The sequence below is a fragment of the Microbacterium trichothecenolyticum genome, from assembly GCF_041938625.1.
Lineage (GTDB): Bacteria > Actinomycetota > Actinomycetes > Actinomycetales > Microbacteriaceae > Microbacterium > Microbacterium trichothecenolyticum_D.
This window is the reverse complement of the sequence record NZ_CP169427.1, coordinates 3,078,895-3,102,667: the sequence shown is the minus strand read 5'-3', so window position 1 is coordinate 3,102,667 and position 23,773 is coordinate 3,078,895. Positions and strand designations below refer to the sequence as shown.

The window sequence follows — 23,773 nt, the reverse complement described above, 5'->3', positions numbered from 1 at the left end:
TGACTCGAATCTCCCACATAACTCGGGAGCCTCCACGCTGATGGTGGCAAGGATTCGCGGAGCGATTCCGCATCAGTATGGTGATTTAGTCCTGCGAGCGCGGATGCTCTCGGCATGTGCGACGTCGCCGAGGATAGGGTCTTACTCGTTGGCGGGCTGGACTACGACGACGGCAAACTCATAGCCGGATGCGGTTGCCAGATGACGCGCTGGAGGGCGGTGCTGACGATCGTCTTCGCGAGCGAGCTCGGAATCGAGGGCGCCGAGGACCGCCACCACGAGGTCTTCACGGTCGAAGGGTAGAGGACTGGCTCGCGGGCCCGCTCGCGGCCTCTACGCAGCGAGTGGGACGATACACCTCTGCGCCGGCGATCATTAGCAGCCCGATGATCAAAGAGGTGACGCAGACGGCGCCGACCCAGAACGGCGAGGAAGACCTCTCGACCGCATTGCTCGATCAACGATTCACCGCCTGAAGGTTCCGAACCGTCGATTCGAAAAGCGGCCGGTGATTGATCACGATCGCAATGCCGGTCGCGACCGCCAGTACTCCGAAGAACAGATTGGGCAGGGTCGTCCCGGGAACGATCTGATGACACTCGTCCTTCTCGCGAACGATTGCCTCGCGCGTTGACGGACGCTCCATCGCAATGGGTGGGTGGGTTCTACATCCCCATCCCACGCCCAGCGTGCGGCGCTCCAACCACCGGCCCTGTCGCCATCGCCGCCTCCCGGTTCCTCGCCGCGCGACGCACCTCTGCCTGGGCCGCGCGCACAGCATCCTGCATCGTCAACTCCGGAGTGCCGCGCTGCATCGACTCGGCGAGGCACTTGCGGGCCGCGGCATCCGTCCGCGCCACGACGATCGCGACGTTGTGCACCCGCCCGCGTGTGAGGCCTACGTAGAGCCCTGCGGCATCGACGTCCGGCCCGACCACCGAGGCATCGGCGGTGTCGCCCTGAACACCGTGCACGGTGGACGCGTAGGCGAGCTGCAGGTGCTCGCGGGCGTACTCGGTGGACACACGCGCTACCTCGCCGCTGTCGCTCACGGAGACAAGAGACAGGTACTCATCGCGGATGCCGCGCACGATCCACTGCGCGCGATTCTCGACTCCCATGAGCCGGTCGTTGCGGCGGGTCTGGACGGTGTCGCCGACGAGGATGCGCTGCTGCCCGATTCCCCACGCGGCGACGCGGACGTCGAGCTCACCCTGATCGACTCGCCGCTGCTGGATGGCGTCGTTAATGGCATCCGCCTCAGCATTCGTGCCAGACACGAGCGTCACCCTCTTGCCGCGTGCGTGCCAGTCGAAGTACGCGTCGATCATCCGCTCACGCGCCGCGCCGTGATGATCGACCCGGTGGACGTGACCCTGTTGGGCAAGCTCGCACGCAACCTCGAGCGCACGCTCGCGATCACTCGCATCCCGGAGCCGCAGCGTGAGCGCGGCGTAGTCGGGATCGCGGAACCGGTGCACCGTGTCGAGCTCGACCGCAGCGTTCGCGTGCCGGATCGCAGAGCCCATCGCGCCCGCATGTCCGACCGGCAACGCCTGATGGGTGTCACCCACGAACGCCAGCCCGACACCCTGCTCGATCGCGAGCTCGACGAGGACGTTCGCCGTCTGCAGGTCGACCATGCCGGCTTCGTCGACGACGATCCGATCGCGAGAACGCAACACGTACTGGGTTGGCCCGCCGTATACGGCGCCCGTGCTGGGATCGGCTTCTCCCACTCGAAGCCTGGTCCACACCTTCGCGCCGGCCTCGTCGGTGCCCCATCGGTAGCCGTGGTCCGAAAGCAGGGCATGAATACTGGATGCCGCAGCCCCGACCTCGCGAGACGCCACCGATGCCGCCTTCCGTGTGGGGGCAACAACGAGCAGCCGCCGCTGTTGCGACGTGAGCGCCGCGAACGCCGCGCGCAGCATCGTCGTCTTGCCGGTGCCGGCGGGGCCGGTCACCGTCACGAGCCCGTCCGTGCCGGCGATGGCGCACGCAGCAACGCCTTGCGACGCATCCAGTGCCGACAGATCCTCGTTCGGTGCGAAGCGGTGCAACTCGCCCGGCAGCAGGGAGCGCCCCGGTCGGGCGAGCACGTCCAAGCGGCCGGCGAGACGCACCTTGGCGCGTACCGTCTCGGTCGCCATGAACGCCTTGACATGCGCCGGCGGATCATCCGCGACGAGCCGATAAACGGAACGCGTGGCGCGCTCCGTGATCTCGGCGATCACGCCATCGAGCCGGTCGCGCTCGGCAACGACGCCCGTGCGTGAGAGCGCGCGGATTGCGCCCGCGCGGATGTCGAAGATGCTGAATCTCCCGCCGCATGAGGTGGACCGTTCGTCCCCATCGACGACTGCCTGTGCGGCGAGCAGATCCAGGTCGACGGCATGAGGATCGGTCGCAGCGACTTGAATGGGTGCGCGCGGGGTGACCAGGCTCGGATCGATCGCTGTGATCTCGTCGCGGACGCGGGTCTCCCATGACGCCTCATCGAGATCGGTCGGCTTGTTCGGACGCGACACCGCCCACGCGCGGCGATCGATCTGCTGCAGCACCTCCACGCTCGGCGCAGATCCTCCGTGCGTCGCCGACCACTCCGCGATCAGGCGCGCGCGGTTGCCTTCGATTTGCGCCGACCGACGCGAGACGGGCCGGACGGCGCCGGCGAGTTCGGCGATCTCGCCAGTCTCGTCGAGCGTGTATCCGTGCCGGGCGAGCGCGGCGATCCAGGCGGTATCGGTGCGGGCGGCGAGCTCGCCCTCGGCGTTGACGACGGTGTGCAGCTTCATCGCGACGCGCGAGTCGAGGTTCGACCACATGCCGTCCGCGCCGAGCACCTTGATGTTCAGCCAGAGGTGCCGGTGGATGTGCGGGTCGAGCGCGCGCGACCGCCGATGCTGCAGCTCGACAACCTCGATGCGGGTGAGCTCCTCGCGGATGAGCCCGCCGTGCCCGCGCCGCGCGTTGAGCTCCGTCTGCCACGTGAGCAGGATGCGTTCACGCAGCCGGTCCTGCAGCGCTTCGAACTCGACAGCGAGTTCGGGATGCAGCAGCGCGGCGATGCTGTACGACTTCGGGTGGTTGAGCGTTCCGTCGAGCAGCAGGTCGGCGTCGGGGCTCAGCCGCTGATGGCCGCGCTCTTCCCCGGTGATCGGGTCGTGTCCGGTGAGCCAGACGCGAAGGCCGCCGGCAGTGAGCTCGTCCGAGGTGATGATGCCGTTCGCCACGACGAACCGCGAGACGGTCGAATCGGAGGCGGCACTGTAGCCTTCGAGCGCGTTGACGCCGGGGGAGTGCTGCAGGTGAGCATCGCAGGTGCCCTCGAGCGCGTAGCCGATCGCCTGTCGGACCCCTCGGGATTCGGCACCTCGCTTCCATCGCTGGAGACCTCCTCGCATGCCGTCAGGATAGGGTCCGTTTTGCGGATTATCCAGGGATTTTCTGGGCGTGCGGGTATGTGTAGGGGAGTGCTGCTAAAGGGCGTCGCTCACCTATGGTGCCTGCGTGCATTGTCATCCTCTGCGCTCTTGGCGTGTGGAAACTGCTGGCCTTTCGGGTCTGAGGATGTCGGGCGCGTCGGAGCGGTTGGGAGTCGTACTCGCCTGCGGGAAGTCGGGCGGTCTCGGTGGGCGAAGTCGGTGAACAGTGAGCTCGGGCTCGATGCGGCTGGCGCGCGAGACGTGGAATCCTGGTGTGTAGGCCAAACGAGTTCGACGGGTATCGCGGTGGCCGCTAGGTTCATGTCATGCCAGAGCTCTATTCCGTCCACGACGTGTTCGGTGTCTCGCGCGGAATTCCGGCCAACTACGTGCGACGCGAGGAGGTGGATGCTGTCTTTTTGGACGCGCTGGCACAGAACAAGCACGTGGTCGTGCATGGCAGTTCAAAGCAGGGCAAGACGTCGCTGCGAAAGCAGATACTGCCCGATCCTGAGCGCATACTCGTGATCTGCCGCCGCGGGTGGAACCTTGGCGACCTACACACGGCCATCCTGAAGGCAGCCGGCTACGTCGTCGAGGGAACGACGACACGAACCACCGGCGGCGGTTTCAAGATCCGCGCGGAGGTCAAGGCTGGCATCAAGCTCCCGCTTGTCGGAGAACTAGGCGGCGGAGGCGGAACTGACATGGATCACCAGGAGGGTCTGACGGTTGAGGGGCGCAGTCTCGAGTTGGACCCGGCTGACGTCAATGACGTCATCGCTGGGCTTCAGGCGAATGGCGCCCCGAAATTCATCGTTCTCGATGACTTTCACTACTTGCCAGAGGACGCTCAGCAAGACTTCGCAGTCGCGCTGAAGGCGTTCCACGAGTCGTCGGACTTCACGTTCGTGATCGTCGGGGTATGGCTCGACGAGAATCGACTAACTCAGTTCAATGGAGACCTCGTCGGGCGGGTCATCTCAATAAACGTCGACAAGTGGGACTCGGAGCACCTTGCGCGAGTGATACACGGCGGCGGTGAGCTTCTTGGGATCGTGTTCGATGAGCGCTTCTCCTCAACTTTGGTCAGTCAAGCGTTGGAGAGCGTGTGGATAGTCCAAGAGACATGCAGACTCGCATGCATTGCGGACGAAGTGTTTGAGACCCAACAAGCCGAGCGGACCGTGACCGGAGATGTTGGCGCCCTGGTGAAGCAGGTGGTCGACAGCGATTCAGCGCGATTCAATGGGTTCCTGACAAGGTTCGCCGCGGGATTCGATGAAACCGAGATGGAGCTTCACAAGTGGCTTCTGTACGCGGTGATCAACGCCGAATCCGAGGTCCTGAGGGCCGGTCTCTCCTACGCGCAGGTGTGGCAAGAGATCGCAGACAGTCACCCTCAGGGGGAGCTGAGCGTTGATGGCCTCGACCAGGCGCTCCGATCGACAGCCGAGCTTCAAATAGTGCGTCTCGGTTTGAGTCCTTTGATCCTCGATTACGATCCGACTGCGAGGCGTCTTGCTGTGGTGGATAGAACCTTCCTGGTCTGGCTGCGTCACCAGATCAGAGATGAGCTCCTGGATCACATCAGCATCAGTTGATGGTTATTAGCCCGAGTGAGCGGAGAAGCACGCGATGACCAGCCCAACACCGGGACATCTCGACCCTGAGGCGGTCGAAGCGTACTTTCGCGTTGGCGTGCGAACCGCGTTTCCGCTTGTGGACGAGCCGCCTACGCGCCTAGTGATTGACCCTGCACGGGGAGAGCTTCAGCTCTTGACTGTCGCACGTGGCGGCGCGCCGGAGGTTTCGGCGTACGAGCGGATAACGCTGAACACTGTGCGGGTTGATGAGGACGACGGTGAGATGTACGAGCTGGTCATCGATGCGTCCGATATGCGCTACGAGGCGTACGTGCTGGTGGAGTCGATCGCAGATCAGCTCCGATCTGGCGCCTCATTTCGTCATGCGTTTTCGGAGTCGGTTCACTCCCTAAGAGAGTTGCTCTCCAGTCGAAAACGGTTGACTGACGAGGCTGTAGCTGGGCTCGTTGGGGAGCTGATCGTTCTCGGTCACCTCATTGACGCGGAGGGCGAGGACGCGGCCATCACGGCATGGATCGGTCCACTCGCGGAGGAGCATGACTTTGGCTTGCCGAAGTTCGATATGGAAGTGAAAACCACGCGCTCAGAGGGACGAATCCACATGATCGGCTCGGACACCCAGTTGGAGCCCGTTCCAGGCCGACCGCTCTACCTAATTTCCGTGCAGATCACGCGGGCAGGAGCCGCCGCTGAGGCATTCACCCTGCCTGCTCTTATCGCCGACGTGCGCTCCAAACTCCTCCGAACGCGCCGTACTTTCGACAGCGCTCTCGAGGGACTCGGCTGGCGAGACGGCGACGCGGACCTATATCTCACCCGGCTCCAGCTGCGCTCGCGCCCACGAGCATATGCAGTGGACAGCGACTTCCCGGCAATAACGTCACAGGCTCTGGACGCAGTCGTCCCGAACCGCGCGCACGTCGTAGGCATCGCGTACCGTGTCGACGTGACCCATTTGCCTCTGGCGACGGCACCCGCCCCAATGCATGACTTCTGCGAGGCGGGCGAGTGAACGCTGACCCGAATCCGACCCTAGAGACCGGAGTCCGAGAGTCGCTGAACGCGATGCGGGACACTGGTCCCGAGCCGCTGCTCGACTACGTCGAGTTCAAGCTTCGCCGCTCCGATGTCGCCGTAAGCGAGGACGACATCATCACGCTCACAACTGTGCCCCAGCTCAACGACCTCACTCGCCGGGCGATGCACCTGGCGCTTGCGACATGGGATGCGAAGTCGGGCACGGAGTGGGCGGATGGGACAGCCGAGTGGAGCGCGGATCGCCGCAAGAGAATTTACGAACTCCTCGAACTGTCGGATGGTGCGCGGAAGCAGCTGGATAAGGCGTTCCCGAGCGCGTCCAAGATGGACACGATGATCGTGGATCCCGAGAAGTGGGAGCCCTGGTTCGACGACAACCGCCGCGCTGGCCACGACTTCTACTGGCGCTCCTACCGCGGTGTGCTCGAAAGAAAGGGGTGGGACGCCGAAGCGATCGCCACGCTCGATCGGTCGACGAATGAGATCGTGAGCAGGCTTGCTGACCCGAGCGCGGAAGTGGGTTACCAGACCAAGGGCCTTGTCGTCGGGCACGTGCAAAGCGGAAAGACCGCTAACTTCACCGGGATTGTTGCCAAAGCGATCGATGCAGGCTATCGGCTAATCATCGTGCTCACTGGAACAATCGAACTGCTCCGCGCCCAGACACAGCGACGGCTCGACATGGAGCTAGTCGGTGAAGAGAACATCCTTGATGGCACTGACAGGACCGACCTAGAGTCGATCCGCGAAATCGACTACATCGGGACAAACGACTCCGACTGGCGTGACGGTAAGTTTCTCAGGCACGGCATCGACGTTCATTCGACGCCAGAGGTCCCTTCGATCAAGCGTCTTACCACTGTCGGCAAGGACTACCGCAAGCTTCGTCTAGGCCGGGATGTGCTCGACTTCCGCCGAACAGGCGAACTCCGAAATCCTGCCAAATCCGTGTTTGACTCCGAGAACATCCACTCTGTTGACGTCCGTCTCGCGGTCATGAAGAAGAACACAACGGCACTGCGCAATTTGCTACATGATCTCAGAAACATTCGTGCTGACGGACGAGAGATCCCTGTGCTTATCATCGACGATGAGGCCGATCAAGCTTCGGTGAACACCGCGAACCCTCGTTCGAAAAGCCTGCTCGCGGTGGACGCGAGGAAGCGCAGCACGATCAATAACTTGATCGCGGAGATGCTTGGCGTCATGCCTCGTGCGCAGTACGTCGGATATACCGCAACGCCATTCGCGAATGTATTCATTTCCCCGGACGATTCCGAGGACCTCTTCCCGAAGGACTTCCTCGTGAGTCTGGAGCCTTCACGCGAGTACATGGGCGGCCGAGATTTCCACGATCTCTTCGACGAGCTCGACGGCGAAGCCAAGGCGGACCCGGGCATCTCGAACGAAGCGGCATTTGTGAGAGCCCTGCGAGCGGACGGGGACGCTGATCCGCTCGCCGAGCGGGCAGAGATTCTGGCTGCACTGGACGCCTTTGTCTTGAGCGGTGCGATCAAGAAGTGGCGTGAGGCCCAAGACAGCAGATTCTCCTACCGACACCACACCATGCTGGTTCACGAGTCATCCCGCACAGTCGAGCATTCTCAGCTTGCCGCAACATTCCGCTCCGTGTGGACAGAAGCCTCCTACAGTAGTCCGGCGGGGCTCGCGAGACTCCGGTCGCTCTTTGAGGCTGACTTCCGACCCGTACATGACTCGCGCGAGGAATGGGCTGATCTACCTATCCCAGCTTCGTTCGATTCGCTTAAGCCGCACATCGGGGCCACAGTTGACGCCATCACGGTCGATTCAGATCCCGTCGTCATCGTCAACGGCACGAGTGACAGTGACTATAACCAGATGGACTTTCAGACGCGGCCCTACTGGCGAATCATGATCGGTGGTGCAAAGCTCAGCCGCGGCTTCACCGTCGAGGGCCTTACGGTCACCTACTACCGGCGACGGGCCACAGCCGCGGACACCATGATGCAGATGGGGCGCTGGTTTGGCTATCGGCCGGGATTCAAGGATCTTGTCCGCCTCTACATTGGGCGCGAGGTCGTGGACGGGCGCGGTAAGACCTACGACTTGTATGGTGCATTCACGTCGATCATTGAGGATGAGGAGGAGTTTCGGGCCCAGCTCCGCAAGTTCTCCGAGCTTACGGAGGACGGCAAGCCAGTCGTGCGCCCGATTCACGTACCGCCACTGGTTTTCCAACAGCTCCCGTGGCTCAAGCCGACCGGCGCGAACAAAATGTACAACGCCGAACTCCGCTTCGAAGGGGAGGGCGGCGTAGTCAAGGATTTCAACGCCCACGCCTATCGCGAGGACGGTTCCCGAAATCGCACGCACTTCTCCGCTGTGCAGGGCTGGCTTGAGCGCCTGTCCGCTCCGGTCGAGTTCACAGGTGTAAATCGCACTCGCTATAACGCCCGTACGACACTGCTAAGCACGGACGAGGTTCTAGAAGCGCTCACCAGATTCGAGCTCTTCTCACGTGACCAACTTCTTCCGACCATTCGAATGATCGAAAAGGCTCGTGAGGAAGGCACCTTGGTCGATTGGGCTCTAGTCGTCCCTTGGCTCGACACCAGCTACCATCGCGAGGTAAGCGGCACCGTAGTGTCGTTGGTGGAGCGGCGACGGAGACCAGACCGTCCCGGATTCCCAGGCAGCGAACGCCGGCACAGAGCCGCGCTCGAAGTGATCACGCAAAGTCCCACTCCTGACGCCCCCGCGGGTGACTCTGCGCTCGGATTGAGCTCCTCAACCCGGGGCGCTTTGCTGCTGACGTTCCCCATCGACCCGGAAGTACTTCCCGGAGAACGCAACGATGATGGCAGCGGACGAGCCGCAGCAGCGCGTGTGAAACGGGGGGCCTGGCCGAACCCGTTGACGTCGGAGAGCGTCGCCACCCTATTCTCGCTCGCCATGCCGTATAAGTCCGCGCCGCGCGGGCGTGTTGGATTTTCGGTACGTCGAGCAGACATGCCGAACGACGCAATTGTCGACGCGGACTAGCGTTCTGTTCGGGCTAATTCTGGACGTACGGCACTAACAATCTCCCCGACGACGCGCTCGAGATCCATATTGACTTCGTGCTCCCAGAAGCGCAGCGGTGTCCACCCATGCTCGATAAGAATCTCGTTAGTGTCGAGGTCCCTTAGGCGGTTGCTCGCTCGTTTGTCTGCCCAAAAGCTTGCGTTGCGTACGGGAGCCTGATAATGATCCGGGCATCCATGCCAGAAGCAACCATCGATAAAAACAGCAATCCTCAGCCGCGGAAACACGATGTCGGCCGTGCGTCGTATGCCCAGGATTGGCCGTGCGGACACCCGGTAGCGAAGGCCTAGAGCATGAAGGCGACGACGGATCGCCATCTCCGGAGCCGTGTCACGACCGCGGTTCGAGCGCATCGACGCCCGTGTGGCCGCAGTACTCGCCCACGATGCAATCGGCTCTGATTTGTTGGCATCCATCCACAACAGCTCCTTGCGTCAAGCGTAGGCGCTATGGCGTGCTCATCGGCGCAACTGGCGAGATTGCGAACGACGGGACAGCGGTGTCTGACCTGCGTTGACTGCTGAGGGCCGGGTGAGGCTCTGTGTGGACACAACAATCGTTGTGCTGGGTATCTGCTGTCTAAAGTGCTTCGATTCGACCGGATTGCCGAATCGGGTGCGCGACCCGTTCGTTCATTCCGCGCTCTTGTCTCGCAGGGCTCTTTCCTGGCGTGCGGTTTCTTCGCGAACTGCGGCAGTCAATAGCTGGTCCCATGATTGAAGTTCTGCCTTCTCTCGAGAGCCGAGGTAGGAACCTTCGAAATAACGTGAAAAGACGATCGCGAGGAGTGTCTTAACGAGCGGCGCGTCCTCGTTATCGGCGCCGTCGACCCCTGTGATGAGCGTACGGTAGGCGCTATTGAGCCAGATCGTGCGGTTCACGAGGTCGATATGCACCGGCGACTCAGTAGGGTCGATCCGCCATCGGATGTCGATTGGATCGACGTCGACGCCTTCGACTGACTCGTCGAAGGCCGCACGCATCGTGGCGCTCAAACCCCGACCAGGTCTCACTAGCTCGACGGGGCGCTTCTCGTACTTTCGACTATCGCGCCGACGAGCCTCCGCCGCGGCGAGGAACGAGCTAAGTGACGCCCCATCCGAAATCAGGCGCGCCCCGAGCAGCGCCGCCTTCGCGTCGGCGTCGAGCTCGAGGCCGGCTTTCTCAGGGTTGATCGTCACGTGCCGTTCGAGCGGCCCGTCGATATCCACAGCGATTCGGACGTACTCAAGCTCCGGACGGTCGATGGTGAGGGTGTTCCACCCGCCGATCTGCAGCAGTCGGTTGTTACGGTAGAAGTAGAAGCCTTGGGCGAGCCCGCCGGGGCGACCTCCAAGTCTGAACTCCGGTAGCCCGGCTTGCGCTGCCGGCCAGACATGCGCCTCTGCAACGCCCGCGACACCGTCGATCGAGAAGCTGATCTCGGCCGGGAATCGATCGTTGGGCAGCCGGTCGTACCCGAAAGGGTCCAAGGCGCTCACTGTCCGGGGAATACCTGACTCTCCGTAGAACTCGTCGAACACGTCGATGTTGATCGTGATCCGACCCGATGCGATGTGGCGGTGGAACACGGTCCCAAGATGTGTGCGAAGTGCCGCCACGCGTTGATCGAGCCACTGCGAACGATCCCGCTGGTCGTGGCTGCTTAGGAATGTCCGTGGACCCACCCACTCGACCACCGTGCCGTTGGGGAGCGGGAAGTCGACCCGGATTCCTTCAAGCACGCCGGTGACGTGGTCACGATCCAGATCTCCGATCAAGGTCGGGTCCGCCGCGCCGATCGTACGACCTGCGGCGAGCGCGCCGTACTTGCGCGTATAGACGTTCAGTGTGTCCGCCTGGCTCAGCGATGCAGCCTTGAGCCCCAGTCCGAAGTGCCCCTGGTCGCCCTCGCCGTACGCTCTCTTGCGCGCATACTCCATGGCGGAATCGATCTGGTCGCTGTCCATTCCGCGGCCGTCGTCGATCACCTGCAGGCCGGTGATGGCTCCGCTCGTCTCGAGGAACCGGATGAGGACCCGTGATGCCCCGGCATCAAGGCTGTTGTCGATAAGGTCCGCGATCGCGGTCTCGAAGGTGTGATGACGGCCGACAGCCTTCGCGATCGAGGGGTCCGGAGCCGCCTGGCGGAACCGCGTAACGTGCGTCGGCTCACCCATTAGATGTCCTCGAAGGTGTTCGGGTACAACCCGAGCTGCGTCCCGTTCTCCTTGACCGTACGTACGACCGAATCGGGGAAACCGTCCGACTTGCTGGCGTCGATATCGACTCGGATCTCCAGAGTGTCAGGCTCTGCACGCCGCAGGTGTTCCAGCAGCTCTTCGGCCAGTTGGACGGCCTGCGCACGCAAGTCGATGCCCGGCTTGAGCTCGATGGAGCCGCGATAACGAGCGTTCCTGACGACCGTCGGCTCCGGAGGGCGCGACACTCGGCCCGAACCGTCCGAACTCCCGGATCCCCGACTTGGACCAGCACCTCCAACCTCGGTGGGTGGCACCACGACACGACCGGCGTCCTCGACCTCTCGCGCCCGCTGAGCCACCGCGAGTCGTGGGCTCACCAGGAGCATCGAGTCCGAGATGGCCGCCGGCGCCGCGTCTTCGATCGGTACCCGTAGCCCCACGAAGTCACCAGTCGCTTCGTCATAGCCGTCGGCGAGAGCAAAACCGAGCTGCTCCCAGGCCGGGTCGGTCATCGCTCCTGCGATCGCGTCGAGCAGCACTCGCTTGTCGCGCAGGCGTGCCAGGTACGGGTATCGAACGTGATAGTCCCAGAGCTCGTCGACGCGGATCGAACCCGAGTTCCACCTGCTTCGCAGACTGTTCTGCAGCTCGACCCCGATGGACTGCATCGAGAAGTGCGTTATCACGGCGTCCGCCTTGTCGAAGCGGTCGCCGACGGTGAGGATTACCGATTCCGTGGCGCCGTCGGCCTTGATCTGCGACGTCGTCCACGGCGCTCCTGCATCGGGCTGCTGCGGATGGATGCCCCAGATCCATGTCTCGCGGATGCGTTGCTCGACCGTCTTGTTGAACGCCGTAATCCGCTGCGATGCCGTCTCGACCTGACCCTGCGTAAGATCGAGGATCTTGCGCTCGTTGTGGATTGCCTCCCACGCGAGGTACTGCCGCGACGCCTGTTCGAGATCGATCCAACGCGACTGATCCGGCGCGAGCACGACGACGGTGTTGACGCCGTGACGCTGCGCGTTTCCTCGGGTCGAGGCGATGCAGTGGGCAAACGCGTGGGCTTTGGAGTCGTAACTCTTACCATCGTGCGTGTGGGTGGGGCCAGCGATCACGAGGCGCACCTTGTCGGACTCGACTACTTCGCTGGAGTCCGACGGGGCATAGACGACATCGGCGAATATTGCGGGGTTCTTCGTCTGGCGCCCGAGACGATCGACGATGAAGCGTTCGACGTCTGCGGCCGAGTACGACTGCGCACGCTCGGCCACGGTGCGGTTGAGCGAGACCTGCAGATCGAACCAGTGGCGGTCGCCTTCGGCGTAGAGGTAGTTGGCGCGCTCGCCCAGAAGCTGCAGCGCGCTGCCGAAGTTCCCGATCGTGTCACCGGGCATGGCGACCCCGAGGAACATGCGCTTGCGTTCGATCCCCTTGTGACTCGAGCGCAGCGTTGCGGCGGATCCGATGAAAGTCGCGCGAGCGATCCGACGTGTCAGTGCTCGGTTACCGAAGAGCGGTTTCTCCTTGTCGATGTGGATCGCGGTACCGTTGGCGCCGTCGATGTCGCTCTCGACGACCGACTTCCATCGATCGCCATCGTCGAGGTATCCCGTGAGCTCGTCGCGCACGGCGGCCGAATCGAGCGGAATCGAGCCGGGCATGATGAGCGGCGAGTCGTCGCCCGCCGAGTGCAGCGCGTGGACGACCGCGCTCATAAGCCGCAGCACGCCTCGCGTGCGTTGGAACCTCTCGAGCGTCGACCAGTCGCCGTAGAGCCGGTCGAACAGCTCCGGATGGATCGGGTACGCGTCCCGGATGCGCGATTCGTACGCGGGCTCGCGAGTCTCGGCCGGGAGTTCGCCGACACTTCTGCGGTAGTACTCGACGAACGTCTTCGCAGTCGCATCAATCCGCCGGCGCGCCTCGGCACTTGGTTCCCGGAACAGCCGTCGCCGCACGATCTCGAACGACTCCGTGCTGCTCGCGGGTGTCCACGGCTGCGCGATGCGGGTTACGACGTTCTGTAACTTCTCGAGCGCGGCGCGACCGTGGGCACCGCCCACCTCGAGATCGGAGGCGACGGGAGCATCATCGTCGCGGCGGATGTCGGATGCCGGGATCGACACGAGCAACAGCGCCCCTGGCACCGACTTAACGGCTTCGGTGAGTTGCTGCGCGAACGAGAACTGCGTCTCGAACGTGCCTCCGACGAGCGAATCCTGCCCGTAAAGCCCGCGGGCGTACGCGACCCACTCGTCGATCAGGATCACCGAGGGCGAGTGGGCCGCGATCACGTTCCGGATCGCCGCGCCCGGATTGGTGCCCGTCCGGTCGGCTTCGGCGACCTGGGCGTACGCGGCTGCGCCGCCGAGCTGCCAAGCAATCTCGCCCCAGACGGTGCGGACCTCGGTCCCGTCGGGCTTCGTCCAGGATTGCCCCGGCGAGAGCTCATTGCCGACGATCGCAACCCGCTTCACGTCGCCCTGGATCACCGCGGGGTCGGTGCCGAGCTCGCGGATCACGTCCTGCGTGCTCTGCGGGAAGTCGGTGATCGACCTGCCGCTGAACAGGTGCCACACTGCAAGCATCGAGTGGGTCTTGCCGCCCCCGAACGCGGTCTGCAGATTGACGACCGGCGCGGCGTTCATATCGCCCGCGATGCGCTTAACTGCGATGCCGAGCAGGGCCTTAAGCCCCTCGGTCAGAAACGTGCGTTGGAAGAACTCGATGGGGTCGTTGTAGTCACTGGATGCCTCGGCGCCTGTTGCGACCTGATGAAGGTCCGCCGCGAATTCCGCGCGAGCGAAATCGTTGGCGGCGATATCAGGATGCGGCTGCAGCACCTCGCGCCAGGGTGCAAGCTCGGTCGACGAGAGGGCCGGCATGCCCGCACCTGCGCGCGTATCACGCCGCGTCTCTTCGGCATACGCGCGCCTCTGGACGTCGAGTCGAGAACGACGCACCTGATCGGCTGGCTTCGCAGCACCGATGGCACGCAGGAGGCGTTCTGCCGTGTCCAGCGCGCGGTAGGTGTCGTCGGCGCTGAAGGTCTTGAGGTTGTGCGACAGGTCATTGCGGACGGTCGCGAGTTCGCCTGCAAAGTTCTTCTCCGCACGGCTGAGCACGCCGTCGAACAGGTAGCCCAGTTCGCCGAACCGACCATTGATCATCTTGAGCTGGGCGGACGGGTCGAGTCGGGAGTAGTCCAATCCTCGTTTGCCTGCCGCCTCGTCTCGAACGCGAAGCAGAATTGTCCAGTCATGGCCAGCGGGCACGTGATCCGCGACGGTCCGCTCGATGAACGGGTCGAGCGCCTTAGCGACCTGCAGAAGTGCCTCGTCGATCCGTGTTCGGTTGGAGATCTCGGCCATTTAGGGCTCCAGGTTCTCGAAATCGAGCGTCGGCGTGGTCGACGTGACGGGGCGATCGATTGCGGATGCCGCCGTCGCACGAACCTCGGGCCAAGATGAGCCGAGCGTGTTGAACAGGATGCCGGCCTGGGGGAGCCCGCGCTTCTCGGAGATGGCGTAGAGCAGGTAGGCGAGCTCATGGGCTGCAGTCATGTCGATGCCGCGTTCCTCGGCGCCCGCGAGGATACGTCCGGCCGCGTCGAGACCAGAGTCCGACAGAGCGCGCGCCATGTGGAGCACGACCTCCCACAGCGAGATGCGGTCGTCACTGCGTGGGTCGTAATCGGTCGGAAGCTCATCCGGTGTGAAGAGCTTGACCTTGCCCCCGCCGCTCGAGATAACCCCCGATCGCGCGAGTCCCGCCACGGACGCGTTTTTCGCGCTCGCGAGCGTTTCGGCGTCCCCGTACTGAGAGACATCGAAGCCGTGTGTCTCGAACCAGGCGACGCACCATCGGGTGTCATCGTCGAAGTCGCCTTCCTGCTGCGAGAGCACCTCATCCAGCACCCCATTGATCGCGCGGAGCGCGTCGCGCACACTCATCGGTTCACCCGAGGGCTCGACCACACGTGCGTACTTGGAAAAGGTCGCCATTCCAGGTCCGATCGCGGCCTGAGCCATGTCGACCGGCGCGACGCTCCCCTGCTGCAGGTTACGCAGCGCTTCGGGAAGCGTGGACTTCAGCTCTGCAAGGAAACCGCGGCGATCGGTGATCGGCGCACCCTCGGGTCGAGGGCGAAGGGCAAGAACGATGGACGATGCGAGAGCGTTCGTGCCGATGCTGATCATGCGGCCAGCGCGCTCAGAGCGGACGGGCCACGTCGCGGTAATCATCCACCCTTCGGAAATCATTCCGCTGAGCAGCGTCTCCCAGCCCGTGGAGGCGAGCCCGTCCGTCTCCAGCTCCGCCTGTTTGAAGGCGTAGTAGACGGTGATCGGGTAGTTGTCACTCGCCCGGCGCCGCGCCTGAGAGAACACGTGACGGAAGCCGGACTCGAAGAAATCCTGCGCTCCGCTCTTTCCTCCGTGGCGATAGGGATTCGCAACGAGCTCCTCCGCCTTCGGAACCAGCATCGTGCTCAGGAGGTCGGGGTGAATCGAGCGCAGCGATCGACGGAGCCAAACATAGAAGAAGTCCGAGAGATCGGAGTATCCGATGTTGTCGTAATACGGCGGATCTGTCGACACGAGAAGCCCTGCGTAGTCTCGACTGGACGCGTCGGCCTGCGTTGCGATCGCCCCCGTCTGGGCCGGCGTCTTCTCGATCGCACGGGTGACAGCGCGAATCATGATGTCGAGGCCGCCGGACGATGCCGCGAAAGGGTTCCCTTCCGCGAAATCCCAGGCCATCGGAATCGCCTGACGCGCGAACACGTTCCGGAGGATCTCCATCTGTGGGTTGCTGGCCCAGGTCGTGATGGACGACGTGTAGTCGGTCAGACGCGAAACCACGAAGCCCAGGTAGGTGGCGACGGCGTCGGCGTAGGCTGAGGCATCCGTCCCTCCCTGTTCGAGGCGGCCACCCTCGGGCCGTTCGCCAGCGAGGGCATCTTGGAGGACCCGCTCTCGCGCCACGCCGACGAGATCGCTGAACGTCGTGAGTGCCGTCAGCTGTCGGTGCGTGAAGAGATCCGAGAACTGGGTAAGGCCGTAGGCAGGCGGGGAGAACCACCTAGGATTCTCCGCTAGTGCACCGCTCGGAACGTCGCTCGGCCGATCGACCAAAGAAGCCGACCGCTGGTCGTCATCCGGAGCGACGTAGATTCGCGCCCGAGTTCCCTCCGCAACGGTTGCGATGAGGTGAGCACCGAGGCGACCTGCTTCGCCCTCGGCGCGAATGTGCGCCACGGGCACCGCGCTCCCACATGACACGCATGTCGCGCCGCTCCTTCCAGAGACTGTGCCGTCTTCCGACTTCGAGGGCGCCTTCTTCGGATCACGGCCGATGCTGTAGTGCACGCGACCATCGACGACCGAGGGGACGACGTACGCCTCCTTGCCCTTTTTCTTGCCCAGCCACCACGATCGTACGAGCGGCATCTCGATCTCACACGCAGGGTTAGGGCAGGTGACGGTGCGGGTCCAGATCCAGGCGATGACGTTCGCGGTCGTGCCGTCGGGCAGCGTCGCCTTCGGGTAGAGGTGCCCGATGCGGCGTTCGGCCTCGCTGCGCATCCATTCGCCGTATAGGCGGACGTCCTCGGCCAGGCCTGTTGCCTTCGGCCACGCGTTGCGTGTGCCCTCGGCGCCCGGAAACACTGGCGCGCGTCCGGCGAACTTCGGCGGGATCTCGATCAGGGCCTTGTTGATGAGCACCGCGACGGGGTTGAGATCACTCGCGTGCGCCTCAAGACCGAGCCGCTGTGCCTCGAGCGGAATCGTCCCTCCGCCCGCGAACGGATCGAGGATCGCGGGCGGGTTGCCGTCGGTGGATGTGCGGATCTCGGCGCGCACCTGGTCGAACAGCTCCTCGTCGCCGAGGTTGTCCCAATCCACCATGCGCGTGATGAGATCGAACAGACGCTGGCGCTCGGCATCCACCCGGGCAGCGACATGTGCGTCGACGTCGCTCAGTCCAGCATCCTCCGCCTCGCTCCGGAACTCATCCGCACGCTCCGACGGATCGTCGACGAGCTGCGCAAAAAGTACCGCCCGGGCGGTCGCTAGCGGGCGTCGGGCCCACCACAGATGCAGCGTCGACGGGTGCCCGTGCCGGATCGACTTCTCACGCGCGGACTGCGCATTGATGGCCTCGAGCGGCAGCGCGACCTCGATCAACTTCTTCTTGGCCACAACACTCCCCATGGTGCCTCGACCCACCGCGGCATCGTCGTTCGACGCTCTCCGGCCAGAGTCGTCTCCTTTCTATCGCATGGAACCGACAGACCTCGTGCCGCCGGGCCACGTGCGCAAAACGGCGCCCCCAATGCCCGGGAGTGCGTTTAGGCTCGCAGCCATGACAGACCGCATCGACGTCGATGAGGCCGACCTGGGGGAAGGAACTGTCGTTCTCGCGCCTGATGCGTCGATCCTCGCCGCGATAGGACGAGGGCATACCCTCGCCTCCGCATTGGCCGATCTGATCGACAACAGCTTCGACGCCGGCGCCACCCGCGTCAGCATCCGCTTCGTGACCCAGAACGCCGTTGTCCGCTCGATTCGCATCCGCGACGACGGGTGCGGCATGACAATTGCGCAGCTCCAGCACGCCATGACCCTTGGAGGCGGGAGCGAGCATTCTGGCTCGGATCAAGGGCACTTCCGAGTAGGACTGAAGGCGGCCTCGCTGAGTCAGGCACGCATCCTGACTGTCTTCTCGACCACGGGGTTCTCACCCGCCGCGGGAATGCGGCTCGATCGAGCACAGTCGGGCCCCCAGATCCGTGCGCAGGTGATTGACGCCGGCGCGGCGGCGTCCGTGCTTCAGAAGCGCGGGCTCGACGCCGACTCAGGGACCGTCGTGGAATGGTCGGGCCTCGAGAGCGTTTCAGAGGCCTCGACCTATCACGCACGTCGGAACTGGTTCGAGGCGATGATCGTGCAGCTCCGCGACGAGCTCGGGCTGACCTTCCATAGGTTGATCGCCGACGAACGCATCCGGATCGAGATCGACGAACTTGACGAGAGCAGCAACGACTCCGGCGCGCCCCGTGTGGTGAAACCTATCGACCCGTTCGAGTTCGAGCGATGGGGCTCGACGGGCTATCCGAGGGCCCTCGATGCCGAGCTGGCCGGCGGCGGGCGGCTCACCTTGACGTGCTACATCCTCCCTCCTGCAGTGGAGGGGCCGCACGTCAAGATGCTTGGCCGGCCTCGGGTGGCTTGGCAGGGGCTCTTCGTCTATCGGAACGATCGCCTCCTGCACACCGGTGGATGGCTGCAGCTGCATCCCGATGGGGGCGTCGACACACAGCTCGCCCGAGCGGTGATCGAACTCACGTCGGACGTGCTGGACGCCGTGGCGATGAACGCTGAGAAACGCGGTGTCGTTCTCCGCCCGTCCGCGATGCAGGCGCTCGAGCATGCGCGAACCGACGGATTCTCGCTGAAGGCCTACTTCGACGATGCCCGAGAGGTCTGGCGAAGAGGGCAGCAGCGCGAGCTTCGTGCACAGCCGTTTGCAGCGGTGGGCGAGGGTGCGCCGAGCGGGCTTGAGTCCCTGGTGGAGAAGACGCTCGGCGTCCGCGACGACGCCCCCGCGATTTCGTTCGGCTGGGTCGAGCTCGCTCCGCGACAGCTGTACTCGTTTGAGCCCCTGACGGGGCTCGTGTGGCTGAACAGTCAGCATCGGGTCGAGCTCGAGGCGGATCCGCCCCGGCTGGAGCTCCTCAAGACGAGCATCTTCTTGTTGCTGGAGGCACACGCCGGCAAGGAGCGTCTTGCAGGCCACACACGGCAACGTCTCGATGTGGTGCACGCCGCGCTGGCATCGGTCGCGATTCGTGGTCATGTCGAAGACGTGAGTCGGGAATCGGGGCGGGGACCGCGTGAAGTCACGGCCCAGGATTTGCCCGACGATGATCCTGATCGAGGTCGCGCGGGCGATGACGACGAGCTCGTGCTCGTCGAGTCGATCTTCATCTCCGGGCGAGACCCCTACGAGCCGCTCGCAGACCCCGCCCTCGCCGACGTCCACATTGATGACGATGTTCTGAAGGATCTCCTTCGCCGGGCCAAGGACTTTCCGCTGCTCTCCGCGCATGAAGAAGTCGAGCTCGCACATGAGATCGAGGTCGGTGTCTTCGCCGCGGAGCGAATCGCATGGCTCGCACACGAGGACCGAGTCACGGCCAACGGCCTCGACCTGCAATGGCTGGCGCGGAACGGCGAGCGCGCCATCGATCGGATGGTGGGTTCTAATCTGCGCCTCGTTCTCCATATCGCGAAGGGTTATCAGAATCGGGGCCTCGAGCTCGCCGACCTGGTGCAGGAGGGAATCACAGGGTTGCTGCGTGCGGTCCAGAAGTTCGACAGATTCCACGGCACCAAGTTCTCGACGTACTCCACGTGGTGGATCCGGCAGGCCATCACCCGTGCACTTGCAGACCAGGGGCGAACCATCCGGTTCCCCGTCCATATCGCCGAGAAGCTCCCGGACCTTATCAAGGCATGGAAGGACACCTCGGGCATTTCGGCACAGCGGATCAACGACGTCGCAGAGGCGCTGGACGAAGCACCTGCGTCGGTTCGCGCAGTCATCAACAATCTCGATGCTCCGTACTCGCTTGACTGGCCAGTACTGATCGAAGCAGCGGACGGCGAAACCGAGTGGGTGTCGCTCGCCGACGAACTGGTTGATGCCAATGACCTCACACAGGAGGAGCACTTCGAGAGGGCGATGCTGCCACTCCAGGTCAAGTCCCTCCTCGACACACTCGGAGACCGAGAGGCCAACGTTATTCGATTGCGATTCGGGATCGATGGGGACGCTCCTCGTACCTTGGATGCTGTCGGCGAATCGATTGGCGTCACGCGTGAGCGCGCGCGTCAGATCGAGGCGAAGACACTCGACGCGCTGCGCGACTCCGAACTCGCGAAGTCACTCAGGGCATACCTGTGAGGCGCCCCCGCCCGCACCGCGGCCGATGTCGGAGGCCGCGGTGAGTATAGAAGTTATGTTCGCACTCTTGATCCCGGCCCCGATCTCGGACATGATGTCGCGTCGCAAGGAGCTGACAACGACTCGGCCGGCTAGGATTCTGTGACGTGCCCCGCAACATCCGCGTCCTCGATCTCTTCGCCGGCGCCGGAGGGCTGACCGCAGGCTTCCGCGAAGGATCGAATCGATTCACGAGCGTGGCCGCCGTTGAGATGGACATAGCGGCTGCTGCGTCATACGAGGCGACGTTCGGTCCCGGGATTGTCTTCGCCGGACGGATCGAAGAGTGGCTCGATACCCAACCCATGCCGGAGAACATTGATGTAGTAGTCGGTGGGCCACCATGCCAAGGCTTCTCGACTCTCGGCAAGCAAGACGAAGAGGATCTTCGGAACGGCCTCTGGCGTCACTACGCCGAGACGATCAAGCGAGTGAAGCCCAAGTACTTTGTCGTCGAGAACGTCGCCGCGTTCGAAAAGTCAAAGCAGTTCGACCAGTTCGTCGAAGCGACCGAACCCGGCGGATTTCTGGACGAGTACGCCTTCCAGCATCGTGTTCTGAACTCCGCCGACTTCGGCTCGCCGCAGGCGCGGAAACGCGCGGTACTGATCGGACACCTCCGCAAGTTGCCCTTCCCAGGGTTTCCCGAGGCGACGCACGCATCGCAACCATCAGACAGTCTTGCAAGGCATCGATGGGTGCAGGACGCGTTCCTCGGGATCCCCGGAGAGCCAGACCGCGATCACATTCTCGGCACGAAGTCGATCGAGTTCTCGGGCAAGCGACTTGCGGGTCCCTTCTCGACGCGGGAACTCCACTGGAGCCGGGATTACACAGACCTCTCGAAGAGACGGATGGAAGCGATTCCCGAAGGCGGAAATCGGTTCAACATCAAGGAAGCGGACCTTGCTCCCTGCTGGCGGAAGCACAAGACCGGTTCTGCGGACGTGATGGGTCGCCTGTACCCGGACCGTCCCTCTGTGACGATCCGCACCGAGTTCTTCAAGCCCGAAAAGGGCCGCTATCTGCATCCGACGAAGAACCGTGCAATCACGCATTATGAGGCAGCCGTATTGCAGGGGTTCCCCGCCGACCACCTCTTCGTGGGTTCGAGGACGGCGATCGCACGCCAGATCGGAAACGCTGTTCCCATCCCTCTGGGCGCCGCGATAGGTCGGCAGCTCGCCAGCGTTCTCTAGCGTTCTCCACCCAATTCGGCAGAGGGCGCTCACGGACGAGGCTGCACAGGTCTATATGCTGCTCGCATGGTGGGAAGGGATGAGTTCAGGTACTTCGTGGTCGAGGCACTGCGATCGCTAGGCGGGTCGGGCTCCGTGCTCGAGGTGACGAAGCGCGTATGGCAAATACACGAACATGATCTACGCGCGTCAGGCGACCTGTTCTATACCTGGCAGTATGACGTCCGCTGGGCGGCCCAATACCTTCGAAACAATGGCTACATGAAGGCCGTCGATGGTGACCGCCGAGCACCCTGGCAGCTGACTGAGCTCGGTCGGACTGCGGATCTCACCGAAATCGGTCTCAGCCCGAAGCTCAAGACGAAACACCAGCATCCCGGCCTGTGAGTGGCATCCGACCTGGATGATCGAACACCGCCTGTCGGCTCCGACAACCAGCGTCCCTAGCGCTCGGGCGCGCCGCAGTGCTCGTCGTCGAGCGGCTGCTAAGCGGAGCGCGCCAGCGCGGAGTCTGCAAGGAGTGAGCGGCGAGAACGGAGACGCGAACGATCGCTACACTCTCGGCGTCGGAGGGAGGCGCCCCTCCGTCACAACGCCAGTTGACGACGTCTTGCGTCATCCATCCACATGTCCACCGGCCGCATTGACGGCATCGCATCAGTGTCCGACACTGGCCCGATACTGACCCTGAATCCGGCACGAGCGGAGGTCGATATGGGCAGCATCACCCCATACGAATCGGCGAAGGGCCGGCGCTACCGCGTGCGCTATCGCAAGCCTGATCGCACCGAGGCGGAGAAGCGCGGCTTTACGACGATGCGCGAAGCGAAGCTCTACCTCTCCATGGTCACGGTGTCGAAGTCGAAGGGCGAGTACATCGACCCGTCCTCGTCGCGGGTTCCGGTGCGGATGTTCGCCGACAGCTGGCTGCGATCCAAGCAGCCGCCGATGTCGAAGCCGTCGTACTACATGACGCTCGAGCGGGCGTGGAAGAACCACGTCGCTCCGGTGTGGGCCGACCGAGAGATCTCGTCGATCCGGCGCTCGGAAGTCCAGGATTGGGTGTCCGACCTCGCGACGCAGAAGTCGCGCACGGTCGTTCTTCGAGCACTGGGAGTCCTCGCCGGCATCCTCGACGTCGCCATTGACGATCGCCGCCTCGCGAGCAATCCGGCCCGCCATGTGCGCAACCTTCCTCGGCACGGGCCGGGCAAGCGTCGCGTCTACCTCTCGCATGACCAGGTCGCGACGCTGGCGGCGTGCTCGGCGTATCCGACGCTCGTCCTGACGTTGGCGTACACCGGCCTCCGCTGGGGTGAGGCGACGGGACTGCGCGTGCGCAGCGTGAACCGCCTCCGCCGGCGCTTCGTCATCGAGGAGAACGCGGTGATGATCGCGTACGAGATCCATGTCGGCACGCCGAAGACGCACGAGAAGCGCTCGGTGCCGTACCCCGAGCGTCTCGCGCCGATGATCGAGCAGGCGTGCGCAGGCAAGGGGCCCGAAGGGCTGCTGTTCGGCGACGGGGTCAATCACATGCGCAACTCGGGCAGCAAGGGATGGTTCGCGAATGCGGCCCGGCGTGCGCAGGAGTTCGATCCATCGATCCCTCGACTCACTCCTCACGACCTCCGGCATACCGCCGCGTCGCTCGCGATCAGCTCGGGCGCGAACGTGAAGGCGGTGCAGCGGATGCTCGGTCATGCGTCGGCGGCGATGACGCTGGACACCTACGCTGATCTCTTCGACGACGATCTGGATGCCGTCGCGACGCGACTGAACGACCAGATGCCGCTCGTGGCGCTGCCCTCGGGTCCGCAGACCCGCTACGCCCGACCCCAGTGATCGCAGAGAGCAGATTGCTCAGTTTTTCGACAAGGCAGATTTCGCCCGAAACGCTCCATTTTGGCGCTCCCAGACGTCGCGCGCAGGCCGTTGAAGGCGTCTTTTTCGGCCTGCCGAAATTTTCAGAATGCGGGCAAAAAGCGGGCAAAAACGCCTCTTGTGTGGTCTGACCTCAGAAGAAACTCCTGGTCAGAGGCAAAAAGAGACTGTGCCCCTGGAGGGACTCGAACCCCCAACCGTTTCCTTAGGACGGAACTGCTCTTCCATTGAGCTACAGAGGCTGGCCTGACGAGTCTACCCAGCGACGACGACTCTGCCGTGTACCGTCGCGAGACCGATGCGGCGCGGGATACGGGCGCTCCCGGGCCCTGTCAACCCCCTGAGGCCCCGTGCCG

General features: G+C 63.7%; 13 protein-coding genes and 1 tRNA gene. 8 read left to right on the top strand and 6 right to left on the bottom strand.

Going from position 1 to position 23,773, the window contains the following annotated elements:
- Positions 1–114 precede the first annotated feature (114 nt).
- Complete coding sequence (locus tag ACEYYH_RS14370) at positions 115–303, top strand: hypothetical protein (protein WP_374975029.1); 189 nt, start codon at positions 115–117, stop codon at positions 301–303.
- A 362-nt stretch (positions 304–665) separates the two neighbouring features.
- Here ACEYYH_RS14370 and ACEYYH_RS14365 read toward each other — a convergent pair whose 3' ends face one another.
- Entirely contained in the window at positions 666–3,407 is a 2,742-nt protein-coding gene (locus ACEYYH_RS14365; protein WP_374975028.1) for an AAA family ATPase, read from the bottom strand.
- Between the two features lie 347 nt (positions 3,408–3,754).
- Between ACEYYH_RS14365 and ACEYYH_RS14360 the strand changes: the two genes are divergently transcribed.
- The 3 genes from ACEYYH_RS14360 to ACEYYH_RS14350 are packed head-to-tail and all read left to right on the top strand — an operon-like array spanning position 3,755 to position 9,097.
- Positions 3,755–5,032, top strand: coding sequence for a hypothetical protein (locus ACEYYH_RS14360; protein ID WP_374975027.1), 1,278 nt, complete (start codon positions 3,755–3,757; stop codon positions 5,030–5,032).
- Between the two features lie 34 nt (positions 5,033–5,066).
- The gene (locus tag ACEYYH_RS14355; protein WP_374975026.1) at positions 5,067–6,047 is read left to right on the top strand and encodes a PD-(D/E)XK motif protein; all 981 of its coding nucleotides are present in this window, start codon (positions 5,067–5,069) and stop codon (positions 6,045–6,047) included.
- Positions 6,044–9,097 (top strand): Z1 domain-containing protein, encoded by a 3,054-nt coding sequence (locus tag ACEYYH_RS14350; RefSeq protein ID WP_374975025.1) that lies wholly within the window; start codon positions 6,044–6,046, stop codon positions 9,095–9,097. The genes ACEYYH_RS14355 and ACEYYH_RS14350 overlap by 4 nt, the downstream gene beginning before the upstream one ends.
- Here the strand turns inward: ACEYYH_RS14350 and ACEYYH_RS14345 are convergent.
- The 4 genes from ACEYYH_RS14345 to ACEYYH_RS14330 form a co-directional block, all read right to left on the bottom strand.
- A complete protein-coding gene (locus tag ACEYYH_RS14345; RefSeq protein ID WP_374975024.1) occupies positions 9,094–9,555 on the bottom strand; it encodes a very short patch repair endonuclease in 462 nt (153 codons plus the stop codon). The genes ACEYYH_RS14350 and ACEYYH_RS14345 overlap by 4 nt on opposite strands.
- Positions 9,556–9,771: 216 nt before the next feature.
- Positions 9,772–11,298 (bottom strand): ATP-binding protein, encoded by a 1,527-nt coding sequence (locus ACEYYH_RS14340; protein ID WP_374975023.1) that lies wholly within the window; start codon positions 11,296–11,298, stop codon positions 9,772–9,774.
- A complete protein-coding gene (locus tag ACEYYH_RS14335; RefSeq protein WP_374975022.1) occupies positions 11,298–14,696 on the bottom strand; it encodes a DUF499 domain-containing protein in 3,399 nt (1,132 codons plus the stop codon). Before ACEYYH_RS14335 ends, ACEYYH_RS14340 begins: the two co-directional genes overlap by 1 nt.
- Entirely contained in the window at positions 14,697–17,528 is a 2,832-nt protein-coding gene (locus ACEYYH_RS14330) for a DUF1156 domain-containing protein (protein ID WP_374975021.1), read from the bottom strand.
- A gap of 163 nt (positions 17,529–17,691) precedes the next feature.
- On the opposite strand from ACEYYH_RS14330, the gene ACEYYH_RS14325 reads away from it, so the two are divergent.
- The 4 genes from ACEYYH_RS14325 to ACEYYH_RS14310 all read left to right on the top strand — a co-directional run bounded on the left by ACEYYH_RS14325 (position 17,692) and on the right by ACEYYH_RS14310 (position 23,378).
- On the top strand, positions 17,692–20,295 hold the full coding sequence (locus tag ACEYYH_RS14325) for a sigma-70 family RNA polymerase sigma factor (RefSeq protein WP_374975020.1): 2,604 nt from the start codon (positions 17,692–17,694) through the stop codon (positions 20,293–20,295).
- 146 nt (positions 20,296–20,441) lie between these two features.
- Positions 20,442–21,533, top strand: coding sequence for a DNA cytosine methyltransferase (locus ACEYYH_RS14320; RefSeq protein ID WP_374975019.1), 1,092 nt, complete (start codon positions 20,442–20,444; stop codon positions 21,531–21,533).
- Between the two features lie 66 nt (positions 21,534–21,599).
- Positions 21,600–21,920 (top strand): hypothetical protein, encoded by a 321-nt coding sequence (locus tag ACEYYH_RS14315; RefSeq protein ID WP_374975018.1) that lies wholly within the window; start codon positions 21,600–21,602, stop codon positions 21,918–21,920.
- 327 nt (positions 21,921–22,247) lie between these two features.
- Positions 22,248–23,378 (top strand): tyrosine-type recombinase/integrase, encoded by a 1,131-nt coding sequence (locus ACEYYH_RS14310; RefSeq protein ID WP_374975017.1) that lies wholly within the window; start codon positions 22,248–22,250, stop codon positions 23,376–23,378.
- Positions 23,379–23,587: 209 nt separating this feature from the next.
- Here ACEYYH_RS14310 and ACEYYH_RS14305 read toward each other — a convergent pair.
- Positions 23,588–23,659 (bottom strand) — tRNA-Arg (locus tag ACEYYH_RS14305).
- Between the last annotated feature and the right edge of the window lie 114 nt (positions 23,660–23,773).

What these genes read in the sequence shown, in the direction of transcription:
- ACEYYH_RS14370 (WP_374975029.1), top strand. Translation starts at nt 115, where the DNA reads ATGTGCGACGTCGCCGAGGATAGGGTCTTACTCGTTGGCGGGCTGGAC.
- ACEYYH_RS14365 (WP_374975028.1), bottom strand. Translation starts at nt 3,407, where the DNA reads ATGCGAGGAGGTCTCCAGCGATGGAAGCGAGGTGCCGAATCCCGAGGG.
- ACEYYH_RS14360 (WP_374975027.1), top strand. Translation starts at nt 3,755, where the DNA reads ATGCCAGAGCTCTATTCCGTCCACGACGTGTTCGGTGTCTCGCGCGGA.
- ACEYYH_RS14355 (WP_374975026.1), top strand. Translation starts at nt 5,067, where the DNA reads ATGACCAGCCCAACACCGGGACATCTCGACCCTGAGGCGGTCGAAGCG.
- ACEYYH_RS14345 (WP_374975024.1), bottom strand. Translation starts at nt 9,555, where the DNA reads ATGGATGCCAACAAATCAGAGCCGATTGCATCGTGGGCGAGTACTGCG.
- ACEYYH_RS14340 (WP_374975023.1), bottom strand. Translation starts at nt 11,298, where the DNA reads ATGGGTGAGCCGACGCACGTTACGCGGTTCCGCCAGGCGGCTCCGGAC.
- ACEYYH_RS14335 (WP_374975022.1), bottom strand. Translation starts at nt 14,696, where the DNA reads ATGGCCGAGATCTCCAACCGAACACGGATCGACGAGGCACTTCTGCAG.
- ACEYYH_RS14325 (WP_374975020.1), top strand. Translation starts at nt 17,692, where the DNA reads ATGACAGACCGCATCGACGTCGATGAGGCCGACCTGGGGGAAGGAACT.
- ACEYYH_RS14315 (WP_374975018.1), top strand. Translation starts at nt 21,600, where the DNA reads ATGGTGGGAAGGGATGAGTTCAGGTACTTCGTGGTCGAGGCACTGCGA.
- ACEYYH_RS14310 (WP_374975017.1), top strand. Translation starts at nt 22,248, where the DNA reads ATGGGCAGCATCACCCCATACGAATCGGCGAAGGGCCGGCGCTACCGC.